Source organism: Aestuariivita boseongensis (assembly GCF_001262635.1).
Lineage (GTDB): Bacteria > Pseudomonadota > Alphaproteobacteria > Rhodobacterales > Rhodobacteraceae > Aestuariivita > Aestuariivita boseongensis.
The window spans coordinates 84,394-107,006 of record NZ_JXYH01000002.1; the positions used below are offsets into that span (position 1 = coordinate 84,394).

Here is a 22,613-nt window from a genome sequence, read left to right on the forward strand (position 1 = left end):
GAAGGCGACCCGCTGATGTTACGTTTTACGCTTTCAGGCTGACCACCAGCCCCGCCGCTTGGGCTTGGGCGGCGCGTCGGACACCGTTTCCGCAACCGGTTCCGGCTCCGGCTCCGGCGCGGGTTCCGGCTCAGGCTGGGTCTCGGCTACCGGCTCGGGCGCTGTTTCAGCCACCGGTTCGGGCTCCGCCTGTGCCGCGGGCTCCGGCGCTGCCTCTGCCGCTGGCTCCTCAGCAACAACAGGCTCAGCGGCGGCTTCCTTAGCTTCGGCAGCTTCGGCCTCGGCGGCTTCCGCTTCCTTCTGGGCCTTGGTCTTGCGCGGTGCGCGCTTGCGGGTTTTCTTCGGCTTCTCCTCGGCCTCAGTCGCCTCGGCCTCCGGCGTTGCTTCGGCCTCAGCCACCGCGGGCGCGTCTTCCGCGGCGGCCTCTTCGCTCACCTTCTCCTCGGATTTTGAAGGTTTCCGGCTACGGCCACCGCGTGAGCGTGTCCTCTTGGGCTTCTCCTCGACCTCTGCAGCCTCCTCAGCGGCAGGAGTCTCTTCCTCCGAAGCAGCCTCTTCCGACGCCCCTTCCTCGGACCCATTCTCGTCTGAAACGTTTTCGGAAGATCCGTTCTCATCGCCATTGCTGTCCTTGCGGCCCCGGCCCCGACGGCGGCGGCGGCGGCGGCGCTTGGGCTTGGCCTCGCCATCCTCCTCGTCATTGGTCTCGACCTCATCCGACACGTCTTCTTCATCGGCGTCGATCTCATCCATGATCGAGCTGTCGACAGACACGACCGGCGTGGCCGCCGCCACGATGGACCGGGTCGCGGTCTTGAACTTCTCCATCGTGAAATCGGGGCTGACCAGGTGCGGATCACCCTCAACCCGCACCGACAGACCATAGCGCAGCTCGATCTGGGCGATATGTTCGCGCTTCTGGTTCATCAGGAAGTTGGCGATGTTCACCGGGCATTTCACCAGCACCTCGCGGGTCCGGCGGCGGGTGCCCTCTTCCTCGATCTGGCGCAGGATGGTCAGCGCCATGCTGTCATCCGACCGGATCAGACCGGTACCATGACAGGACGGGCACGGCTGCGTTGTCGCCTCCAGCATGCCGGGGCGCAGACGCTGGCGGCTCATCTCCAGCAGGCCAAAACCCGAGATGCGGCCCACCTGAATGCGCGCACGATCGGTTTTCAGCTTGTCTTTCAGACGCTTCTCGACCGCGTTGTTGTTCTTGCGCTCGTCCATGTCGATGAAATCGATCACGATCAGGCCGGCCAGATCGCGCAGACGCAACTGCCGCGCCACCTCTTCAGCGGCCTCCAGGTTGGTCTTCAGCGCAGTTTCCTCGATCGAGCCTTCCTTGGTGGCCCGGCCCGAGTTCACGTCGATCGCCACCAACGCTTCGGTCACGCCGATTACGATGTACCCGCCGGATTTCAGCTGCACCGTCGGGTTGAACATCCCCGCGAGGTAGCTTTCCACCTGATAGCGCGCCAGCAACGGCAAGCTGTCCTCATACCGTTTCACGTTCTTGGCGTGCGACGGCATGATCATCTTCATGAAATCCTTGGCGATGCGGTACCCGCCTTCGCCTTCCACCAGCACCTCATCGATATCGCGGTTATACAGATCCCGGATCGACCGTTTGATCAGGTCGCCTTCCTCATAGATCTTGGCCGGCGCAATCGACTTCAGCGTCAACTCGCGGATCTGTTCCCACATCCGCTGTAGGTATTCGTAATCGCGCTTGATCTCGGCCTTGGTGCGCTTGGCGCCCGCCGTCCGCACGATCAGACCCGCGCCCTTGGGCACATCAATTTCGTTCGCAATCTCTTTCAGCTTCTTGCGATCAGCGGCATTCGTGATCTTGCGGCTGATACCACCGCCACGGGCGGTATTGGGCATCAGAACACAATAGCGGCCCGCAAGGCTCAGATAGGTGGTCAGCGCGGCACCCTTGTTGCCACGTTCTTCCTTGACGACCTGCACCAGAAGGATCTGGCGCACCTTGATCACTTCCTGGATCTTGTAGCGGCGCGGGCGCGGTTTGCGCACCGGGCGGATCTCTTCGCTGTCATCTTCTTCGGCGACGGATTCGATGCTGTCATCCTTGGCGGCAGCATCGGCGTTCTCGTCCTCGTCATCCTCGGATGCGCTGTCTTCTGCGCTATCGTCTTCGTCCTCTTCATCCGCCGCAGGCGTCTCTACCGGCGTTTCCGCCACCGTCTCCATCGGAGAAGACCCTTCAGGAACCTCGGTCGCATCCTCATCGGCCTCGTCATCGAGGTCGATGGTCTCCATCCCGGTGACTTCGGCGGTCTCCACCACGTCATCGCTTTTGACGGCCTCGGCCTTGGATTTGCCGCGCCCGCGTCCGCGCCGCGACCGTTTGGGCTTGCCCTCGTCTTCGTCTTCCTTGGCGCGCTGCGCTTCGGCATAGGCGCGCTCTTCCTCCATCAGGGCCTCACGGTCCGCGACAGGGATCTGATAGTAATCCGGATGGATCTCGGAGAACGCCAGGAAGCCATGCCTGTTTCCGCCGTAATCGACGAAAGCGGCCTGAAGCGACGGTTCGACCCGCGTAACCTTCGCTAGATAGATATTGCCTGCAAGCTGACGTTTGTTTTCGGATTCAAAGTCAAATTCCTCAACCTTGTTTCCGTCGACCACCACAACGCGCGTCTCTTCCGCGTGGGTGGCATCGATAAGCATTTTCTTTGCCATGTGTCCTTGATGCACAAAAGCCTTCGCGCGCGCAGGCCCGGGGGCCTCGCGGGTAAGGTTTCGTGTCTTGTCTGAGCGATATCAGACGCGCGGCAGGCGCGGGTATCATAACCCCCTGCTTGGATGCTCAATGCTCTCACGCGCGTCATCGCGGTTCTTCTCCGACGGGTGGCGCCACGCGCTCCCGCCCATTCTTTCCTTCGTCCCAAATGGTCAAAGGCGTTGCAGTTACCCCGGTTTGGCGGGGCAAATCGGTCTGTCTGATCGGGCGGGTTTTCCCGCAACCGGACCCAGACAGCGAAACTCGATATCGGAGCAATGCGCAAAAGCACCCTCCGTTCCGGCACCATAAGGCCAGCAGGTACCTCAAGACAATGCCCAATCGTGATGCATGGATGTCAGACGCGCTGAGCACGGGCAGTGAACGGTCTGTGTACGCCTAATTTCTGGGCCTACAGATAATCCGACCGCTGCAGCCCGTACTTCGCCATCTTCTCGTTCAAGGTTCGGCGCGGCAGGCACAGCTCTTCCATCACGGACGCGATGGACCCCTTGTGGCGGCGCATCGTGTTGTCGATCAACATGCGCTCGAACGCTTCCACATATTCCTTCAGCGGCTTGCCCTCGGTGGTCATCACCGGCTGCATTTCCTCGTGATCCGACATCAGAAGCGACGCAATCGTCCCGGACCCGCGCCGCGACTGCAGCACCGCCCGTTCGGCGATATTGATCAGCTGACGCACATTGCCGGGCCAGGGTGCCTGCAGCAACTGCGCGGCCTCCTGCGCACTGACCTGAGGCGCGTCACAGCCATATTCCTCGGCAAACTGTTCGGACAGGCGCGTGAACAGCGTCAGAATGTCTTCGCCCCGCTGGCGCAAGGGCGGCACGGTGATCCGCAGCGCCGCCAGACGATAAAACAGATCGGGCCGGATCGTATCCTCGATCGTGCGATCCTGCTCCTGCATGTTGGAAATGGCCACGATCCGCGTCTCGGCCGGTGTGCCCTGTTCGTTGATCACGCTCAAAAGCCGCGCCTGCAGCGTTTCGGATAACGCCTCGATATCCTCCAGAACCAGCGTGCCGCCGCGCGCCTCCTCGATGGCGGGCAATTGCGTATCTTCGGGGTTCACCGGCCCGAACAGCCGCTTGGCCAGCGCCTCTTCCTCATAGGCCGAACAACTGATCAGAACGAATTTCTTGCCCGCGCGGCTGCCCACCGCATGCAGCGCGTGCGCAACCATGGTCTTGCCGGTGCCGGTTTCCCCGTCGATCAGCACATGGCCATCAGCCTGGCCCAGATCCAGAATATCCTCGCGCAGCCGCTCCATCACGGGCGACGAGCCAATCAGCTTTTTCATCAGCTGGCTGCCATCGGACAGCTCACGCCGAAGCGCGCGGTTGTCCATCGTCAGACGGCGCGCAATGGTGGCTTTCTTGGCCAGCTCGCTCATCCGGTCGGGATTGAACGGCTTTTCCAGGAAATCGAACGCGCCAATCCGCATCGCTTCCACCGCCATGGGCACATCGCCATGGCCGGTAATCATGATCACCGGCAGCGCACTGTCATTGCCCATCAGCTTTTTCAGAAACTGGATCCCATCCATCCCCGGCATCTTGATATCCGAAATCACGATCCCCGGGTAATCCGGCCCCAGCACCTTCAGCGCATCTTCCGCGCTTGGAAAGGTTTCGGTGTCATAGCCGGACAGCGCCAGCCACTGGCTGATCGACTGACGCATATCCTGTTCGTCATCCACAATCGCAATCTTCATGGCCTGTGCCATCGCGGGGTCCTCAGCTTTCTCGCCGCTTATTCGGCGGCTTCAATCCTGTCATCTGGCGCAACCGGCAGGCGCATCTCGAAAACCGCACCGCCCTGCTGCGAATTCCGGGCGGTCAGACGCCCGCCATGGTCGTTCACGATCCCGGACGATATCGCAAGTCCCAAACCAACACCATCGCCGGGCTGCTTGGTGGTGTAGAACGGCTCGAACAGCGCATCCAAATCCTCGATCCCCGGCCCGTTGTCTCGCACAGTAAAGGTCACCGTATCGCCCGCCGCCAGAATGATCTCGATCTCGGGGTCTTTCACGGATTTGGTGGCGTCCAGCGCATTGCGCAAGAGGTTGATCATCACCTGTTCCACCCGCACCCGATCACCCATCACAAAAACCGGCTCATTGGGCAGAACCCGCGCGATCCGCACCTGCCTTTGACGCAGCTGAGGCTCCATGATCGACAGGGATGAGGCAAGCGCATCGCCCATGTTTACAGGCACAAACGTGTCGCTTCCCTTGCGCGCATAGGATTTCAGCTGCCGCGTGATCGCCCCCATCCGCTCGATCAGCCCGTCGATACGGCCAAAGCTGGCCAGCGCCTCCTCGGGCCGGTTGCGCCGCAGCAGCAGACGCGCCCCCGCCAGATAGGTCTTCATCGCCGCAAGCGGCTGGTTCAGCTCATGGCTCACCGCGGCCGACATCTCGCCAAGCGCGGCCAGTTTCGAGCTTTGCGCAAGCGTCTGTTCGGCCACTTCCAGCGTCTTTTCCACACGTTCGCGCTCGGCGATTTCCCGCTGCAGCCGGGCGTTCAGTGCGCGAAGCTCCGCCGACTCCCGCTGGAACAGGGCGACCCGCAAGGCACTCTTTCTACTCAGAAAATAGAAAACGATCGCCAGCAGAATCGCAAAGCCCATGATCTCCAGCGCCAGAACTCCGTTCACCCGTTCGCGCACACTGGCATAGGTCGTATAGGACACGATCCGCCAGCCCTGGAACTGGATCCGCCCCTCGCTGCGCATCACCGCCTGGCCCTGCAAATAGGCATCCGCCGGCAAGGCGGTCCAATCGGCCGTGGCCCGGATCGCGCGGTCAATGGCGCTTTGCGGGGTTTCGCGGGCCAGCGCCTGTGCCTCGTTCAGCCCCCGCCAGCGCGGTTCGGTCGACAGGATGATCGTGCCGGTGCTGTCGCTCACATGGACCGCATCCGATATCCCGGCCCACTGGTTTTCGAACTTCGCCAGGTCGACCTCGACGACGATAACGCCCGATACCTGCGATCCACTTTCGATCCGTCGCGAATAACTGAATGAATAAGCCCCCGTATCCCTTTGAATAACCGAGAAAACCGTGGAATTTGCCCGTAACGCCTCGACAAAGAAAGGCTCGGCCCGGTGCGCCGATCCCAACCTGCTGCGATCGGTGGCGGCCACCACGCGCCCCTCCCTGTCCAACAGCATGAGAGAGGCCGCGCCAATCTCTTCGACAAAGGAAATCAGCCGCTGGGTCGAGGTGCTGAAGTCATTGGAATTCAGCGCGCCGATCAGCGTGGGATCGCGCGCCAGGATTTGCGGCACGATGGAATTGCGCTGCAACTCGGACAGCAGGTTGCCCGCATAAAGCACAAGGCGCAGTTCCGCGCGTGATTTCGTGCTTTCCGTAAACCGCTGGGTCAGCCACTGATTGGTGACCGATACGGTGACCATGGCCATCGCCAGAATAACCAGAAACGCCCCGCGCAAATACCAGACCGACCGGTCCGGCCGCGGTTTCGGGGCCAGCGCCGGAACGTTCGAATGTGTCGAAGGCGAACTGCTCTCGCTCATGAGCGCAGGTTACACCGCAACGCGCCCTGCGCCAAGCGCCTCTGTCGCGGCTCAGGCCTCGGTCAGCGCACCTGCCATGGCCCGGAACATCGCCGCGCCATCGGTGCCGCCATGGCCCGGATCGGCGGCGCGTTCGGGATGGGGCATCATGCCCAGCACGCGGCGGTTTTCCGACAGGATACCGGCGATATCATCGCGCGACCCGTTGGGGTTTTCGGTATAGCGGAACGCCACCCGGTCCTCTCCGGCCAGCCGCGCGAGTGTCTCGTCATCGGCAAAATAGTTGCCGTCATGATGCGCGATCGGAATGCTGATCACGTCACCCGCATTATACCCTTCGGTGAACACCGAATTCGAGGTTTCGACCCGCAGCCCGACCGTCTTGCAGATATATTTCAGACCCGCATTTCGCAAAAGCGCGCCGGGCAGCAGCTTGGTTTCGGTCAGAACCTGAAACCCGTTGCACACCCCCAGGATATAGCCGCCCCGCTCTGCATGGGCCTTGATCGCGCCGCAGATGGTGGATTGCGCGGCAATCGCCCCGCAGCGCAGATAATCGCCATAAGAAAATCCGCCCGGAACCCCCACGATATCCACGCCTGCAGGCAGATCGGCATCCTTGTGCCAGACCATCGACACATCGAACCCGGCCTGACGGAACGCCACCGCCAGATCACGGTCGCAGTTCGAACCCGGAAAAACGACGACGGCTGCTTTCATGGTCTTACCCCATCTCGATCGAATAGGATTCGATCACCGTATTGGCCAAAAGCTTTTCGCACATCTCGCGCACCTGATCCTCGGTGGTGCCGTCGGCCAGCTCCAGGTCGATCACCTTGCCCTGACGCACGCCCTCGACCCCGTCAAAGCCCATCGCGCCCAACGCGTGACGTACCACCTCGCCCTGCGGATCCAGAACCCCTGCCTTCAGCATGACGTGTACCCGTGCTTTCATGATGCGCTCGTCCCCTGCTTCTTCTTGCTCTCAAATACGGTATCCCGCCGCCGCCACCGGCCTCGCGGGTGTCAGTTGATCAATGTCGGCTTCGTCACGCCCGTGCCCTTGGGCATCACCCCCAGACGCCGCGCGACTTCCGCATAGGCATCGGTCAGCGATCCCAGATCGCGCCGGAACACGTCCTTGTCCAGCTTGCGCCCGGTCTCGATATCCCACAGACGACAGCTGTCGGGGCTGATCTCATCGGCCACCACCAGCCGCTGGAAATCGCCCTCATAGATCCGGCCGACCTCGATCTTGAAATCCACCAGACGGATGCCAACCGCATACATGACGCCGGACATGTAATCATTCACCCGCAGCGCAAGGCTCAGGATATCGTCCATATCCTGCGGGCTGGCCCAGCCGAAGGCGGCGATATGCTCCTCGCTGACCAGCGGGTCGCCAAGCGCGTCATCCTTCAGGCAATATTCCACGATGGGGCGCGGCAATTGCGTGCCTTCCTCGACCCCCAGCCGCTTTGACATCGACCCCGCGGCATAATTGCGCACGATGATCTCCAGCGGAATGATCTCGCAGCTGCGCACCAGCTGCTCGCGCATATTTAGCCGTTTCAGGAAATGGTTCGGCACCCCGATCGAACTCAGGCCGGTCATGAAGAACTCGCTCAGGCGGTTGTTCAGAACCCCCTTGCCTTCGATCACGTCCTTTTTCGCGGCGTTGAAGGCGGTGGCATCATCCTTGAAATACTGCACGATCGTGCCCGGTTCGGGGCCTTCATACAGGATTTTCGCTTTGCCTTCGTAGATTTTCTTCCGCCGGGCCATGGGCGTCCTTTCAGCAGCGCAGGGGGACTCACCCCTGCCTTTGCGCCCTCTTACGCCAAGGGCCTTGTCGTCGCAAGCGGCGCGCCCCCTCTTGCACATGTGCGGCCCGGATGTCACATCAGGAACAACAAGAAACCGGGACCGACCAAGGGATGATCCTGCCATGACCACTTTCGATGATCGCGAACACGCATTTGAAAACAAATTCGCCCATGACGCAGAAATGCAGTTCAAGGCCGAAGCGCGCCGCAACAAGCTGCTGGGCCTCTGGGCGGCCGAGCTGATGGGCAAGACCGGTGATGAGGCGGCTGAGTATGCCAAAGAGGTCGTGAAAGCCGATTTCGAAGAAGCCGGCGACGAAGACGTCTATCGCAAGGTTGCGGGCGATCTGGGCGATCTGGCGGATGAGCCCACCATCCGCACCAAAATGCGCGAACTTATGGCCGAGGCCAAGGCGCAGATCATGTCAGAGGTCGGCTGACGCCACGCGCAACGGGCAAAGCCTTTCGAAAGGCTTTGCGCCCCACCGCGACCGGCCAACCAAAAGCCGGAAAGTTTTTCGAAAAACTTTCCGCGCCAAAACAAAAAAGCCGCCCCGGATCCGAGGCGGCCTTCTTTTTTTCGAGGCAAACGGCTTAACGCTTGGAGAACTGGAAGCTCTTACGCGCTTTGGCCTTGCCGTATTTCTTCCGCTCGACCACGCGGCTGTCGCGGGTCAGGAAACCGGCCGCTTTCAGCGCCGCGCGCAGGGACGGATCATACAGCTGCAGCGCTTTTGAAATGCCGTGCTTGACCGCGCCGGCCTGACCGCTCAGACCGCCGCCCTTGACGGTGGCCTGCACGTCGAACTGATCTTCGACGCCTGCAACCGAAAACGGCTGGCGCAGGATCATCTGCAGCACGGGGCGCGCGAAATAATCGTTCAATTCCTTGCCGTTCACCGACACTTTGCCGGAACCGGGCTTGATCCAGACGCGGGCCACCGCATCCTTCCGCTTGCCGGTGGCATAGGCGCGGCCCAGTTCGTCGCGAACGGGTTCACGGGCGGCCAGCGCCTCTTCGGCGGTGGAGCCCTGAACCGCACCGATATCCTCGGTCACGGCTGCGGCCAGATCTTCCAATGTGTTGATTTCGTCAGCCATATCACTCAGCTCCGGGTATTTTTCTTGTTCATGGATTTGACATCCAGAACTTCAGGGCTTTGCGCCTCATGGGGGTGCTCTGCCCCTGCATAGATACGCAGGTTGGTCATCTGCTTGCGGCTCAGGCGGTTGCCCGGCAGCATGCGCTTGACGGCTTGCATCACGACACGCTCAGGATGCGCCCCTTCCAGGATCTGCGCTTTCGTGCGCGACTTGATCCCGCCCGGATGGCCTGTGTGCCAGTAATAGTTTTCTTCACGCTTCTTGCCGGTCAGCTGGACTTTGTCCGCGTTGATGACAATTACGTTGTCGCCCATATCCATGTTGGGCGTGAACGACGCTTTGTGCTTACCACGCAGGCGCATGGCAACGATCGAGGCAAGACGGCCCAGAACAACGCCCTCGGCGTCGATCAGGATCCATTTCTTGTCGATATCTGCTGGTGTTGCAGAAAAGGTTTTCATGGCAGGATCATCCTGTTTGACGTGAAAGGCGAGGCGTCCAATACACCTCGCCCGAATTCGATGGGCGGGTTCTACAGACCGCACCAAACCACGTCAAGAGACCTGCGCACGAAAATATATCGTTAAAACAATATCTTGCAAATAAGGTATCATTTTACCCCAACCCCAAGACACCCCTGCCCGCTCCGCCCTTGCCATTCCCCGCCCGCTTTCGCAACACTGCGCCTGACCATGCCTGATTTCGCCCGCCCTCCATGCTGATCGAACCCTATCTCGCGGCCCTCGGCCTTCTGGCCCTTGCCACAGCCATTGGCATCGCGCCTGTCGTCAAACTGATCCGCATTCACGAGGCCCGGCACGAGCTCAAACACGGCTCCGCAGGCTTCATCCGGTCACTTGCGGGCTGGGCGGTCATCGCCTTCTGGCTGATGGCCACATGGTTTGTTGCCACGATCCTTGGCGACTGGGCCGCTACCCATGACCTTGCAGGCGCGGTGGACCGCTCCATGCTCAGACTGCGCATCCTTCTGGAAATCGCGGCCTCTCTGGCGGATTCGGATTGATGGAGCAGGCCAGCCAGCGCGCCCTCCTCTGCCCCGCCTGTGGCGGGCAATGCGTGTTCGACCCGGCGCAACAGATGCTCTCCTGCGAAAGCTGCGGCGCGGCGCATGCCATCGCGGTCGATGCCTCCTATGACCCGGCGGAAGAGTTTCACTACCACCCAGACACGCCCCATACCGAACAACCCGTTCTGACCCGCGACCGTATCCATCAATGCGAAACCTGCGGGGGCGAGGTGATCTTCACCGGCCCGGCCCTGTCGGACCGCTGCGCCTATTGCGACGGGCCGGTCGTGCTGCGCCCGGGCGATGAGAGCTTCCTGACCATGGGGCTGATCCCCTTCCGCCTGACCGCCGATCAGGCGCAGGCCCGTGCTCTGGATTGGGTGAACCGCCGCATCGCCGCGCCGGGCGATCTGACGGATATCGTCGCACAGGGCCGCGTCGCGGGGCTTTATGCGCCCTTCTTCACCTTCGACAGTCACGAGGTGGTCGATTACTGGGCTTCCTACCGCACCGGCAGCGGCAAAAACGCCCGCACCCGCAAAACCCGCGGCCGGATCAAGATCGCCTTCGACGATCTTCTGGCCCCTGCCTCACCCCATGTCACGCCGATGATCCGCGACGGTATCCTGCACGACTTCCACCCGAGAGACCTGCGCCCCTACCAGCCGGCGTTCCTGTCGGGCTTTGCCGCCGAACGCCACCACCTCAGCGTCCCCGAAGGTCTGGAGGCAAACGCATCCGACAAGGATCTGCTGATCCGCAACCGTATCCGCACCCATGTAAACAAGAACCGGATCGTCGATATCGGCTATAAAACCCATACCTCCGGCATCCATTACCGGCGCATCCTGCTGCCGGTCTGGATCCTGCATTACCATTATGGCGAGAGCGCGATGAAAGTCGTCGTCTGCGGCCTGCGCGGCCGCACCTTCGGCGAACGCCCCTTCTCCAAACTCAAACTCGCGGCCTATTCCGCCACCCTGTCCGCGCTGGCGATCGTCACCGGCTGGCTTTGGGGCGCGGCAGGCCTGCTTTAGCCGGTATAGGACGCTGCCGCCGACCCCGCAGGCGGAATGGCATAGGTCATCGCCGCCCGCGCCACCGGCATGTCCGACCCTTCCGAATACAAAAGCACATCACCCACCGACAGCGACTTGCCCAGCTTCAGAAGACGCCCCTTGCCGATCAGGTCCCTGCCCGCCTCGGGCTTGCGCAGGAAATCAAGCGAACTGTTCGTGGTCACCGCCAAAGCCTTGGGCCCGATCATCGCCAGCGTCATCAGATAGACCGTCACATCCGCCAGCCCGAACATCGACGGTCCCGACACCGTCCCGCCTGGGCGCAGATGCTGCGGACCCACGATCAGGCGCAACGTGATCTCATAGGGCGCCACATGCTCAACGAAAAAATCGTCTTTCACCTGCGGAAATACCTTCTGCAGGAACGCATTCAGCGCATCCTGATCCATCGCCAGATCTGCGTCCTTCGGCATCTCTTTCCCTCGCTTTTCAATTGCGCTTAAACTCACCCCCAATCGAAGGGGAGGCAAGATGTCAATTCTGGAACGTCACGACACGGGTGGGATCGCCCATCTGAACATGAATGCACCCGAAAGGCTCAACGCCCTCTCGGACGAAATGCTGGCCGCGCTTCAGGCCGAATTCGACAGCCTGATGGACGACCGTTCGATCCGCGCAGTGATTCTGTCGGGTTCCGGCAAAGCCTTCTGTGCGGGCCATGACCTGAAACAGCTGACCCAGGGCCGTCAGGCCGAAGATGGCGGGCAGGCCTATTTCAAGGATCTGTTCGAACGCTGCTCGAAAATGATGCTGACGATCCGCAAGCTGCCCCAGCCCGTGATCGCCCAGGTCCACGGCATCGCAACCGCCGCCGGATGCCAGCTTGTGGCCACCTGCGATCTGGCAATTGCGGCAAAAGGGACAAAATTCGGCGTCAACGGCGTCAATATTGGCCTCTTCTGTTCCACCCCCATGGTGGCGCTTTCGCGCAATATCGGCACCAAGAAAACCTTCGAAATGCTGACCACCGGAACCTTCATTGAAGCCGATCAGGCCGAATCTCTGGGCCTGATCAACCGCGCGGTGCCCGCCGGTCAACTGGAAACCGAAGCCCGCAATCTGGCCGAAACCATCGCCGGGAAGCTGGCCACAGCGGTAAAAATCGGAAAACAGGCATATTATCACCAACTCGAACTGCCGATTGAGCGGGCTTACGCCTATACCGGAGACGTCATGGTGCAGAACATGATGGTTCGTGATACTGAAGAAGGCATCGCTGCATTCCTTGAAAAGCGCGACCCTGATTGGAAACAATAACACGTGACTGTTTCGGCCCAAGCACTTGAGAATTGGGCAAGAATGTGTCACAAAAGGGGCGCTGAAAAGATCAGCACACAAAATTCGGGCCGCCGTGGTTGAACGCCCCTCCAGACCGAACTCTCACCCGGTCACTCACAGTTCCCCCGGCGGCCCCGAAACACCCCCCGATCATATTGCGCAGGCGGCCAAACCGGCCTAAATCGGCGCGCATGGACAAGACATTGCATATCGTCGGCGGCGGCATGGCCGGATCGGAGGCCGCCTGGCAGGCTGCGAACATGGGCGTCAACGTGGTGATCCACGAAATGCGCCCCAAGGTCGGCACCTTTGCCCATCAAACCGGCAATCTGGCCGAGATGGTGTGTTCCAACTCCTTCCGCTCGGATGATGACGAACAAAACGCGGTTGGCCTGCTGCATTGGGAAATGCGAGCCGCCGATGGTCTGATCATGGCCACCGCCGACCAGCACCGCCTCCCCGCTGGCGGAGCGCTCGCCGTAGACCGTGAACCCTTCGCCGAAACCGTCACCGCACGGCTCAAGGCGCATCCGCGCATATCTGTCTCTTACGAAGAAATCACCTCTCTGCCCGAAAACGGCCACTGGATCATCTCCACCGGCCCCCTGACCTCCGGCACGCTGGGCGAAGCGATCGCCGCGGAAACCGGTGCCGACGCGCTCGCCTTTTTCGACGCCATCGCCCCCATCGTCTATTTCGACAGCATCGACATGGACAAGGCCTGGCTGCAGTCCCGCTACGACAAGGGCGAGACCGAGGAAGAGCGCACCGCCTATATCAACTGCCCCATGACGAAGGACGAATATGAGGCCTTCATCGACGCGCTGTTGGAGGCTGACAAAACAGAATTCCACGAAGGCGAAACCGCCACCTATTTCGACGGCTGCCTGCCCATCGAAGTGATGGCCGAACGCGGCCGCGAAACCCTGCGCCACGGCCCGATGAAACCCGTGGGGCTCACAAACCCGCACCAACCCGATGTGAAGCCCTGGGCGGTTGTTCAGCTGCGCCGCGACAACGCGCTTGGCACACTTTACAACATCGTGGGCTTCCAGACCAAGATGAAGTACGGCGCGCAAACCGCTGTTTTCAAAATGATCCCCGGCTTGCAAGACGCCTCTTTCGCCCGCCTCGGCGGCATCCACCGCAACACCTTCATCAACTCCCCCACGCTGCTGGATGGGCAAATGCGCCTGAAATCCCGCCCCAATATCCGCTTCGCAGGCCAGATAACCGGCGTCGAAGGCTATGTCGAAAGCGCCGCCATGGGCCTTCTTGCGGGCCGCATGGCCGCGGGTGAATTGCTGGGCGCATCTATTGAAGCGCCCCCCGCCACAACCGCCATGGGCGCGCTGGTCACTCACATTACCGGCGGCGCGGATGCCAAAACCTTCCAGCCGATGAACGTCAATTTCGGCCTCTTCCCGCCTGTCGATGGCGTGAAGGGCGGCCGCCGCGGCCGCAAGGACCGCTACAAGGCCTATACTGACCGCGCCAAGGCCGACTGGCAGGGATGGCTCGCCCAACAAAAGCTGGACGCTGCCTAAGCCACTGCCTAACCTTAGGCCATGACCGACAAGTTTCTCGACAAAGTCTACGACGCGCGCACAGCCGACGAAACGCGCGAGCTTTACGACGCCTGGTCCGCCAGCTACGAGGCCGAGGTTGCCGAAAACGGCTATGCCACCCCCGGTCGCTGCGCGGAGGCTTTGGCCAAACACCTCAAAGACAAGGACGCGCCGATCCTCGATTTCGGTTGCGGCACAGGGCTTTCCGGCCTTGCCTTAAAGCTTGCCGGCTTCACCACCATCGACGGCGTCGACCTTTCCGCCGACATGCTGGCGCAGGCCAAAGACAAATCCGTCTACCGCAGCCTCACCCAAATCGAACCGGGCGCAGCGATAACCGGTGAGTGCAAAGCCATCGCCGCCATCGGTGTGATCGGCGCGGGCGCGGCACCCATCAGCACCTTCGATCTGATCATGAAGGCGCTGCCCAAGGGCGGGTACTTCGTGCTGTCCTTCAACGACCACGCGCTCGCCGATCCGGTCAATGAAGGCCGCGTCGCCGAATGGTGCGATTGCGGCGCCGCGCGGCTTCTGGTCAAAGACTACGGCCCCCACCTGCCGGGCCTCGACATGAAGTCCAACGTCTACGTGCTTGAAAAACTGTGATATTCCGCACGCGTTTTGCCCCATCTCCCACCGGGCCACTGCATCTGGGCCACGCCTATTCCGCGATCCTCGCCCATGACCGCGCCAAGGCACAAGGCGGCACCTTTCTGCTCCGCATCGAAGACACCGACCTGGAGCGCAGCAAAGACAAATGGATCGCCGCCATCGCAGACGACCTCCGCTGGCTGTGCCTCACCTGGCCCGAGCCTCCACTACGCCAGTCCGACCACCTGCCACGCTACCAGAAGGCGGTCGATCAGCTGGCCCACATGGACCTCCTCTACCCCTGCTCCTGCTCCCGCACCGACATCCGCGCGGCCCTCTCCGCCCCGCAGGAAGGTGCCATCCCCGGCCCCTATCCCGGCACCTGTCGCCACCGCCCTCTGAGCGATCACAAACCGGGCGACGCCCTGCGCCTGGACCTCTCCGCCGCTCTGGACCACCTGCCAACCCTGCCCAGCTTCACCGACACCGGGCCGATCCATCCAGGCCATCACAGCCTCGACCCCACACACCTAATCGAAACCTCCGGCGACGTGGTCATCGGCCGCAAGGAAGGCATCACCGCCTATTTCCTCGCTTCCGCCCTCGACGACATCTACGAGAACATCACCGAAGTCATCCGAGGTGAAGACCTCTTCGACTTCACCCCGATCCAGGTCCTGCTCCTGACGCTGCTCGGCCACCGGCCCCCGGATTATCACCACCACCGCCTCATCCGCGACGAACATGGCAAACGCCTCGCCAAACGCGACGACGCCCGCGCCATCGCCAAATATCGCGCCGACGGGCTCAGCCCCCAGGACATCCGTCAGATGATCGGGCTCTGACCTGCTGCTTCTTTCTGGCTAAAAATACCCCAACACACCGCCAGCCACAGGCGTCCTATCAAACTATAGGCGCCATCAACTCCACCTCATCCCCGCCCCGCAGGGCCGTGTAAAAACAACTCCGCCGATTGGTATGGCACGCAGGCCCCGTCTGCCGCACCACCGCCAGCAGGCAATCACGGTCGCAATCCACCCGCAAATCGACCAGCTCCTGCACATGGCCCGAACTTTCGCCCTTGACCCAGAACGCCTGCCGGGACCGCGACCAATAGGTCACCCGCCCGGTCTCCAGAGTGCGCAGCACGGCATCCGCGTTCATCCAGGCCATCATCAACACTTCACCTGTCGCCTCTTCCTGCGCGATGCAGGGGATCAGACCGGCCTCATTGAAGCGCAGGGTTGCGGGATCGAAAGACATGGCTAAAAACCTTTTGCAAAGGGATGCGGCTCCCTTATCTATGATTAAGGCAGACAAAGGGAAACCCATGTCCGGCGAAACCGACCTGATCAAGCTTTATTCGTCCAAGATCCTCGCCCTGGCGGCGGATATCCCGCATCTGGACCGGCTGGAGAACCCGCAAGCGACCGTCAAGAAACGCTCGCCGCTCTGCGGGTCCACCGTCACGGTCGATATAAACATGGAAGACGGCAAGGTTGCGGAATACGGCCAGGACGTGAAAGCCTGCGCACTCGGCCAGGCCGCCGCCTCCGTCGTGGGGTCGGCCATCATCGGCGCCACGCGGGCGCAGGTCGAAACCGCCCGCGACCAGCTCAAAGCCATGCTGAAAGAGGGTGCCGCTGCGCCGGACGAGCCCTTCGAAGGGCTCGAGGTGCTGATCCCCGCGCGCGATTACAAGAACCGCCACGCCTCCATCATGCTCGCCCTCGACGCGGCGGCTGAAGCGATGGAAAAGGCCGAACAAGCCAACTGCGCCTGACACACCGCGCGGGCAAGCGTTTTCGAAAACGCTTGCATGGCTTTTCCAAAAGCCATGCCCCGCGCAAAAAAAACCGCCGCGCATCCCGGGCGGAATGGCGGCGGCAGGTATTGCTTGCTCATGTGGGACCCGGTTTACGCTCCGGAAGAGATCATTGAGGCAGATCTCCGAGGGTCTTGGGACAGGCAGGTCACCCTCGCATCAGTTGGGGACAGATTGCGGGAAGCGTCCGGCATGAGGTCGCAGGCAGAAACAGGTTAAACGATCCCCGGCAGGTGCAGGCCAACAACCAGCATCACCGCCAGCGCGCCAACACCGATCAGATCGGCCAGAAAGGTCGAAGAAGAACGTTGCGCTGCGGTTTTGATCTGGGTGAACATCTGCTCGGCTCCGGGTTGCGGTTAATCGTTTGTTGACCCTTTGTTCTCATTTTGAACGCGTTCTGTAAAGAACTTTTTGAGAACATTTGCGAACTTTTAGTGATTTTTCGCCTAACCCACTGAAATCAAACGGATCGCCTCTTCCTGGCTCATTAGCCACAAAAGCTGCCGCGCCGCGCGGCCCCGGTCGCTTTCCAAGGCCGGATCGTCTTCAAGCAATTTCCGCGCATCCTTCTGCGCCGTCGCCATCAGCCCCGCCTGCCGCTCAAGATCCGCAACCCGGAACCGCGGCAATCCCGATTGCGCCGTGCCGATCACATCGCCCGCCCCGCGCATCTCAAGATCCGTTTCGGCAATGCGAAACCCGTCCTCGGTCTCCCGCAGAACCTCCAGCCGCTTGCGCCCGCCTTCGGTCAGCGGCGGCTGATACATCAGCAGACAGGTCGATTGCGCCTCTCCCCGACCCACGCGCCCCCGCAGCTGGTGCAGCTGCGCCAGGCCAAAGATCTCGGCCCGTTCGATCACCATGATCGTGGCATTGGGGATGTTCACACCCACCTCGATCACCGTGGTCGCCACCAGAACCTTGGTCTCGCCCGCCTGGAACTTCGCCATGGCGGCGTCCTTCTCCGCAGGCGGCATCTGACCATGCACCAGCCCCACGACCCCCTCGCCCAACGCCGCGCGCAGATGCTTGAAGCGCTCTTCCGCCGCCGTCAGATCCAGCTTTTCGGATTCCTCCACCAAAGGGCACACCCAGTAACACTGCCGGCCCTCGGCGATGGTCGCGCGCATCCGCTCCACGACCTCCTGCATCCGCTCGACCGACACCACCGCCGTCTTGATCGGCTTCCGTCCGGGCGGCTTTTCATCCAGGATCGAGACATCCATATCCCCATATTGAGCCAGCGACAGGCTGCGCGGAATAGGCGTGGCAGTCATCACCAGCACATCCACTGCCGCCCCCTTACGACCCAACTCCAGCCGCTGGCTCACGCCAAAGCGGTGCTGTTCGTCGATCACCGCAAGCCTAAGATCCTGAAACTCCACGTCCTTCTGAAAGACAGCATGGGTGCCCACCAACACATGAATATCCCCCCGCGCCAAAGCGGCCAGTTTCGCGGCCCGCTCCTTGCCCTTATCGCGCCCGGTCAGGATCTCCACCACAACGCCCGCGCTTTCGGCCAAGGGCTGCAACCCTTCCAAATGCTGCCGTGCCAGAATTTCGGTGGGGGCCATCATCACCCCCTGCCCGCCATCCTCCACCGCGATCAGCAGCGCCATGAACGCAACCAGAGTCTTTCCCGCCCCCACATCGCCCTGCAACAGCCGGTTCATCCGCAAATGCTGCGCCATATCGCCCGCGATATCGGCCACCGCACGCGTCTGCGCTCCCGTCATCTGATACGGCAACGCCTCACGCACTTTGGCCTGCAGCGCGCCGGTGCCCACAGTCGGATGCCCCTTGGCGCGGCGCAACCGCAGCCGGGCCAGCGACAGGGTCAGTTGATGGGCAAACAGCTCATCATAGGCCAACCTCGCACGGGCAGGAGCCATCGGCATCACATCCTCCAACCGCTCCGGCCGATGGGCCGCGCGCATCGCGTCACGCCAGTCCGGCCAGCCCTCCTGTTTCTTCAGCGCCGGGTCGATCCATTCCGGCAGATCCGGCAGGTCGCGCAACACATGGTCCGTTGCCTTGAACAGGGTCTTCTGCGTCACACCGGCGGTCAGGTGATAGACGGGTTCGACCTCCGGGATCTCCTCCAACTCGGCCTCGGGCAGCACGTAATCGGGATGCACCATCTGGGCCATGCCGTCGAAAATCTCCAGCTTGCCCGACACCACGCGGCGCGATCCTTCCGGTAACAGACGCTTGAGATAGTCGCCGCGCGCATGAAAATAGACCAGCTGGAAATCGGCCTCGGCGTCTTCCACATGGATCCGGTACGCGCCGCCCTTGTTGCGTGGTGCACGATGCGCCCCCACCGTCACCGCAACAGTCAGGGTGACCGGAGCCTCCGCCCCCCGGATCGTGTCACGCCGCCGCCGGTCGATCAGCGCATAAGGCAGATGCAGCGCCAGATCGCGGGGTTTCTCCACCCCCAGATGCGGCAGCAGTTTCGCCGTTTTCGCACCGATCCCCTCCAGCGTCTCAAGCGCCGCAAAGAGGGGGAACAGGGCTTCGGGCCGGCCTGTCATGCCGCCCCGATCAGCTCAAGCCAGCCGTCTTCATCCAGCGTTTCAATACCCAGCTCAGCCGCCTTCTTGGCCTTCGATCCCGCACCGGGGCCCGCCACCAGCAGATCGGTCTTGGCACTGACCGAACCCGACACCTTGGCCCCCAAAGCCTCCGCCCGCGCCTTGGCCTCGGCGCGTGTCATCTTTTCCAACGTGCCGGTAAACACCACCGTCTTGCCCGCCACGGGGCTGCCTTCGGTGTCGGGTTGGGCCGCGTCTTCAATGGTCAGTTGCGCCACCAGCCGGTCGATCGAGGCGCGCTCGCTCTCCTGCGCAAAGGCCGTGACAAGTGCCGTCGCCATCACCTCGCCCACGCCGTCGATATTCAGCAGGCTGTCCCACGCCGGACCTTCACGGCCCGCCGCCTCGGTCACGGCGCTTTCAAAGGCATCCCAACTGCCATAGTTGCGCGCCAGAAGGTTCGACGCCGCTTCGCCCACATGGCGGATGCCAAGCGCAAAAATCACCCGACCCAGCGGGATTGTGCGTTTGTCTTCGATGGCCTGAAAAAGGTTATTGGCCGATTTCTCACCCCAGCCCTCGCGGTTTTTCAGCTGTTGCAGCCCCTGGCCATACCGATCCTTCAGCAGGAAGATATCCGCAGGCTCCGCAATCCACCCATCGGAATAGAATTGCTCCACCTGCTTCGCGCCCAGCCCTTCGATGTCGAAGGCCTGACGGCTGACGAAATGCTTCAGCTTCTCCACCGCCTGGGCGGGGCAAATCAAACCCCCGGTGCAGCGCCGCACCGCATCGCCTTCCTCGCGGATCGCCTCGCTTTGGCATTCCGGGCACAGTGTCGGGAACACATAGGGCGCAGCCCCCTCGGGGCGTTTCGACAAATCCACATCGGCCACTTTCGGGATCACATCGCCCGCGCGGTAAACCTGCACCCAGTCGCCCTCGCGAATATCCTTGCCACCGCGGATCTCATTGCCCTTGGCATCACGACCCGCGATGTAATCCTCGTTATGGAGCGTCGCGTTCGACACTACGACGCCGCCCACGGTCACAGGCGTCAGCCGCGCCACGGGGCTGAGCGCGCCGGTGCGGCCCACCTGAATCTCGATCTTTTCAAGCCGGGTCCAGGCCAGTTCCGCCGGAAACTTATGCGCAATCGCCCAGCGGGGCGTGGTCGACCGGAACCCCAGCCGCCCCTGCAGCGCCAGGTCGTTGACCTTATAAACCACCCCGTCGATGTCATAGCCCAGCGTGGCGCGCTGCGCCTCGATCTGGCGGTAATGGGCGATCATATCGTCGGCACTGCTGCACAGCCGCGTCAGCGGGTTGGTCTGAAAGCCTAGATCGGCCAGACGCGCGATGGCGTCATATTGCGTCTGCGCCAGATCCTCGCTTAACTCGCCCCAGCCATACGCGAAGAAACGCAAAGGCCGGCCCCTTGTGATCGATGCGTCCAGCTGGCGCAGCGATCCGGCGGCGGCATTGCGCGGGTTGGCGAAGGTCTTGCCCCCCGCCTGCGCCTGGCGGTCGTTCAGCGCCTGGAAATCCGCGTGGCTCATATAGACCTCGCCGCGCACTTCGAGCACCTCCGGCGCACCGGACAGCTCCTGCGGGATGTCGTCGATTGTGCGCGCATTGGCCGTCACGTTTTCACCCACGGCCCCGTCGCCGCGTGTGGCCGCCTGCACCAGCACGCCCTGTTCATAGCGCAGCGACAGTGACAGCCCGTCAATCTTCGGCTCGGCGGTAAAGGCCAGACTGGCATCCGGACCAAGGCCCAGATATTTACGGATGCTGGTCTTGAACGCCTCCACATCTTCCTCGTCAAAGGCATTGCCCAGCGACAGCATCCGCACCGCATGGGTGACCTTGGCAAAGCCGTCCGATGGGGTGGCCCCCACCTGATCTGAGGGGCTGTCGGCCCGTTTCAGATGGGGAAATGCCGCCTCGATCGCCTCATTACGGAGTTTCAGCGCGTCATACTCCGCATCGCTGATCTCGGGCGCATCTTTCTGGTGGTAAGCCGCATTGGCCTCTGCCAGCGCCTTGGCCAGACGCTCCAGTTCCGCGCGCGCCTCGTCTTCGCTGAGGGTTGAAATATCGGGCTTTGACATCGTGCGTTCTACCGGCGCTTTTGGCTTGGGATACGATGCAAAGTGATAGGCCGCGGCTGATCAGACGTCCAGACGCGGCCTGCCAATTCTGGTTGTTTCACCTGAACGTAGCGATCAGGCGAGTTCAGCCCCGCGGATCAGGTCACGCCGTCGCAGCCATCCGGTGTCCATCGGCGCTGCCGCTTTCGGGGTCGCGCAACACATATCCGCGGCCCCAGACCGTTTCGATATAGTTCTCTCCGTGAGTGGCGGTGCTGAGCTTCTTGCGCAGCTTGCAGATGAACACATCGATGATCTTCAGCTCCGGCTCGTCCATGCCGCCATAGAGATGGTTCAGAAACATCTCCTTGGTCAGCGTGGTGCCTTTGCGCAGGCTCAGAAGTTCCAGCATCTGGTATTCCTTGCCCGTCAGATGCACCGGGCTGCCGTCTGCTTCCACCGTTTTGGCGTCAAGATTGACGGCGATTTTGCCTGTATGAATAACCGATTGCGAATGGCCCTTCGACCGGCGGATGATCGCGTGGATGCGCGCCACCAGTTCTTCGCGGTGGAAGGGTTTGGTCAGGTAATCATCCGCACCAAATCCGAACCCCTTGATCTTGTTCTCCGTATCATCCGCGCCGGACAGGATCAGGATGGGCGTTTCGATACGCGCCAGGCGCAGCTGGCGCAGAACATCATGGCCATGCATATCCGGCAGGTTCAGATCCAGAAGGATCAGGTCATAGTCATAGAGCTTGGCAAGATCGATCCCTTCCTCACCCAGATCGGTGCAATAGACATTCAAATTCGCATTGGTCAGCATCAGCTCAATGCTTTTCGATGTCGTTGGATCGTCTTCAACCAAAAGGATTCGCATTCTGCAGTCTCCGTTCGCTTTCCCCAAATCGCTTGGGACCAAACGTGAACAAAAAAAGTTAACTACCCGTTACTGTACGGTGATTTTAATTTATTGCAACCTAAGGTTGTCTGTATTCCTTCAAACGCGTGGCTTTCAGGGCATCTTCCCCATGTTCCGAAATCGCCACGACCCATTCGCGGAACTCCTCCTCGCTCAGGCCATAGCGTTTCAATGCCTCATCCTGCGTGATCAGACCCGCCAACACACCTTTCACCACGCGCGCCTTGCGTGACGCGACCCATCGCGTGGTGCCGGAATCGGGCAGGTCTGCCAGGCTCATGATCGCCCCATCCGGAAGGGTCACGGTTCGCGGACCGTTGATTTTCTTCAGATACATCGCACTGCTTCCTCGTGTTCGCGAGGTGCACTCTGGCCCATGCCCCTTAACATGTGATGAAACCAGGGCTTGAGAGTAGATAGGATTTTCCTATATTCCGCTCGAAA

Annotated in this window: 23 protein-coding genes; 8 read left to right on the forward strand and 15 right to left on the reverse strand. The window is 61.5% G+C overall.

Going from position 1 to position 22,613, the window contains the following annotated elements:
• Positions 1 to 33: 33 nt before the first annotated feature.
• From TR61_RS01415 to purC, 6 genes are all read right to left on the reverse strand, one after another.
• Entirely contained in the window at positions 34 to 2,712 is a 2,679-nt protein-coding gene (locus tag TR61_RS01415; RefSeq protein WP_050927760.1) for an Rne/Rng family ribonuclease, read from the reverse strand.
• Positions 2,713 to 3,164: 452 nt separating this feature from the next.
• On the reverse strand, positions 3,165 to 4,499 hold the full coding sequence (locus tag TR61_RS01420; RefSeq protein WP_050927761.1) for a sigma-54-dependent transcriptional regulator: 1,335 nt from the start codon (positions 4,497 to 4,499) through the stop codon (positions 3,165 to 3,167).
• A 26-nt stretch (positions 4,500 to 4,525) separates the two neighbouring features.
• Positions 4,526 to 6,202: a sensor histidine kinase gene (locus TR61_RS01425; protein WP_245626791.1), complete on the reverse strand. Its 1,677-nt coding sequence runs from the start codon at positions 6,200 to 6,202 to the stop codon at positions 4,526 to 4,528.
• A gap of 165 nt (positions 6,203 to 6,367) precedes the next feature.
• Positions 6,368 to 7,036, reverse strand: a complete 669-nt coding sequence (gene purQ, locus TR61_RS01430) for a phosphoribosylformylglycinamidine synthase subunit PurQ (protein ID WP_050927762.1) — start codon at positions 7,034 to 7,036, stop codon at positions 6,368 to 6,370.
• A 4-nt stretch (positions 7,037 to 7,040) separates the two neighbouring features.
• Entirely contained in the window at positions 7,041 to 7,271 is a 231-nt protein-coding gene (gene purS / locus TR61_RS01435) for a phosphoribosylformylglycinamidine synthase subunit PurS (protein WP_050927763.1), read from the reverse strand.
• A gap of 71 nt (positions 7,272 to 7,342) precedes the next feature.
• Entirely contained in the window at positions 7,343 to 8,101 is a 759-nt protein-coding gene (gene purC / locus TR61_RS01440; protein ID WP_050927764.1) for a phosphoribosylaminoimidazolesuccinocarboxamide synthase, read from the reverse strand.
• A gap of 163 nt (positions 8,102 to 8,264) precedes the next feature.
• Here purC and TR61_RS01445 point away from each other — a divergent pair, with 163 nt between their 5' ends.
• A complete protein-coding gene (locus TR61_RS01445; RefSeq protein WP_050927765.1) occupies positions 8,265 to 8,582 on the forward strand; it encodes a DUF1476 domain-containing protein in 318 nt (105 codons plus the stop codon).
• Between the two features lie 154 nt (positions 8,583 to 8,736).
• Here TR61_RS01445 and rpsI read toward each other — a convergent pair whose 3' ends face one another.
• Together rpsI and rplM are read right to left on the reverse strand one after the other, a co-directional pair.
• Positions 8,737 to 9,243, reverse strand: a complete 507-nt coding sequence (gene rpsI / locus TR61_RS01450; RefSeq protein ID WP_050927766.1) for a 30S ribosomal protein S9 — start codon at positions 9,241 to 9,243, stop codon at positions 8,737 to 8,739.
• 5 nt (positions 9,244 to 9,248) lie between these two features.
• Positions 9,249 to 9,707 (reverse strand): 50S ribosomal protein L13, encoded by a 459-nt coding sequence (gene rplM, locus TR61_RS01455; protein WP_050927767.1) that lies wholly within the window; start codon positions 9,705 to 9,707, stop codon positions 9,249 to 9,251.
• A 254-nt stretch (positions 9,708 to 9,961) separates the two neighbouring features.
• Between rplM and TR61_RS01460 the strand changes: the two genes are divergently transcribed.
• On the forward strand, positions 9,962 to 10,270 hold the full coding sequence (locus TR61_RS01460; protein WP_050927768.1) for a hypothetical protein: 309 nt from the start codon (positions 9,962 to 9,964) through the stop codon (positions 10,268 to 10,270).
• On the forward strand, positions 10,270 to 11,310 hold the full coding sequence (locus tag TR61_RS01465) for a TFIIB-type zinc ribbon-containing protein (protein WP_050927769.1): 1,041 nt from the start codon (positions 10,270 to 10,272) through the stop codon (positions 11,308 to 11,310). Before TR61_RS01460 ends, TR61_RS01465 begins: the two co-directional genes overlap by 1 nt.
• On the opposite strand, the gene TR61_RS01470 is transcribed toward TR61_RS01465, so the two are convergent.
• Complete coding sequence (locus tag TR61_RS01470) at positions 11,307 to 11,765, reverse strand: PaaI family thioesterase (RefSeq protein WP_050927770.1); 459 nt, start codon at positions 11,763 to 11,765, stop codon at positions 11,307 to 11,309. The genes TR61_RS01465 and TR61_RS01470 overlap by 4 nt on opposite strands.
• A 58-nt stretch (positions 11,766 to 11,823) precedes the next feature.
• On the opposite strand from TR61_RS01470, the gene TR61_RS01475 reads away from it, so the two are divergent.
• From TR61_RS01475 to gluQRS, 4 genes are all read left to right on the forward strand, one after another.
• On the forward strand, positions 11,824 to 12,609 hold the full coding sequence (locus TR61_RS01475) for an enoyl-CoA hydratase (RefSeq protein WP_050927771.1): 786 nt from the start codon (positions 11,824 to 11,826) through the stop codon (positions 12,607 to 12,609).
• A gap of 212 nt (positions 12,610 to 12,821) precedes the next feature.
• A complete protein-coding gene (trmFO, locus tag TR61_RS01480) occupies positions 12,822 to 14,177 on the forward strand; it encodes a methylenetetrahydrofolate--tRNA-(uracil(54)-C(5))-methyltransferase (FADH(2)-oxidizing) TrmFO (protein WP_050927772.1) in 1,356 nt (451 codons plus the stop codon).
• Positions 14,178 to 14,198: 21 nt separating this feature from the next.
• Positions 14,199 to 14,804, forward strand: coding sequence for a class I SAM-dependent DNA methyltransferase (locus tag TR61_RS01485; protein ID WP_050927773.1), 606 nt, complete (start codon positions 14,199 to 14,201; stop codon positions 14,802 to 14,804).
• Positions 14,801 to 15,634, forward strand: coding sequence for a tRNA glutamyl-Q(34) synthetase GluQRS (gluQRS, locus tag TR61_RS01490; protein ID WP_050927774.1), 834 nt, complete (start codon positions 14,801 to 14,803; stop codon positions 15,632 to 15,634). Before TR61_RS01485 ends, gluQRS begins: the two co-directional genes overlap by 4 nt.
• Positions 15,635 to 15,692: 58 nt before the next feature.
• Here the strand turns inward: gluQRS and hisI are convergent, their stop codons facing one another.
• Positions 15,693 to 16,052 (reverse strand): phosphoribosyl-AMP cyclohydrolase, encoded by a 360-nt coding sequence (gene hisI / locus TR61_RS01495; protein WP_050927775.1) that lies wholly within the window; start codon positions 16,050 to 16,052, stop codon positions 15,693 to 15,695.
• Positions 16,053 to 16,119: 67 nt separating this feature from the next.
• On the opposite strand from hisI, the gene TR61_RS01500 reads away from it, so the two are divergent.
• Positions 16,120 to 16,572: an iron-sulfur cluster assembly scaffold protein gene (locus tag TR61_RS01500; RefSeq protein WP_050927847.1), complete on the forward strand. Its 453-nt coding sequence runs from the start codon at positions 16,120 to 16,122 to the stop codon at positions 16,570 to 16,572.
• A 257-nt stretch (positions 16,573 to 16,829) separates the two neighbouring features.
• On the opposite strand, the gene TR61_RS20465 is transcribed toward TR61_RS01500, so the two are convergent.
• The 5 genes from TR61_RS20465 to sciP form a co-directional block, all read right to left on the reverse strand.
• A complete protein-coding gene (locus TR61_RS20465; RefSeq protein ID WP_281178026.1) occupies positions 16,830 to 16,952 on the reverse strand; it encodes a hypothetical protein in 123 nt (40 codons plus the stop codon).
• A 111-nt stretch (positions 16,953 to 17,063) separates the two neighbouring features.
• A complete protein-coding gene (gene recG, locus TR61_RS01510) occupies positions 17,064 to 19,154 on the reverse strand; it encodes an ATP-dependent DNA helicase RecG (RefSeq protein WP_050927777.1) in 2,091 nt (696 codons plus the stop codon).
• Entirely contained in the window at positions 19,151 to 21,268 is a 2,118-nt protein-coding gene (ligA, locus tag TR61_RS01515; protein WP_050927778.1) for an NAD-dependent DNA ligase LigA, read from the reverse strand. Before ligA ends, recG begins: the two co-directional genes overlap by 4 nt.
• A gap of 142 nt (positions 21,269 to 21,410) precedes the next feature.
• Positions 21,411 to 22,127: a response regulator transcription factor CtrA gene (ctrA, locus tag TR61_RS01520; RefSeq protein WP_050927779.1), complete on the reverse strand. Its 717-nt coding sequence runs from the start codon at positions 22,125 to 22,127 to the stop codon at positions 21,411 to 21,413.
• Positions 22,128 to 22,227: 100 nt separating this feature from the next.
• Positions 22,228 to 22,506 carry a CtrA inhibitor SciP gene (gene sciP, locus TR61_RS01525; protein ID WP_050927780.1) on the reverse strand — a complete coding sequence of 93 codons (279 nt, stop codon included), beginning with the start codon at positions 22,504 to 22,506 and terminating at the stop codon, positions 22,228 to 22,230.
• Between the last annotated feature and the right edge of the window lie 107 nt (positions 22,507 to 22,613).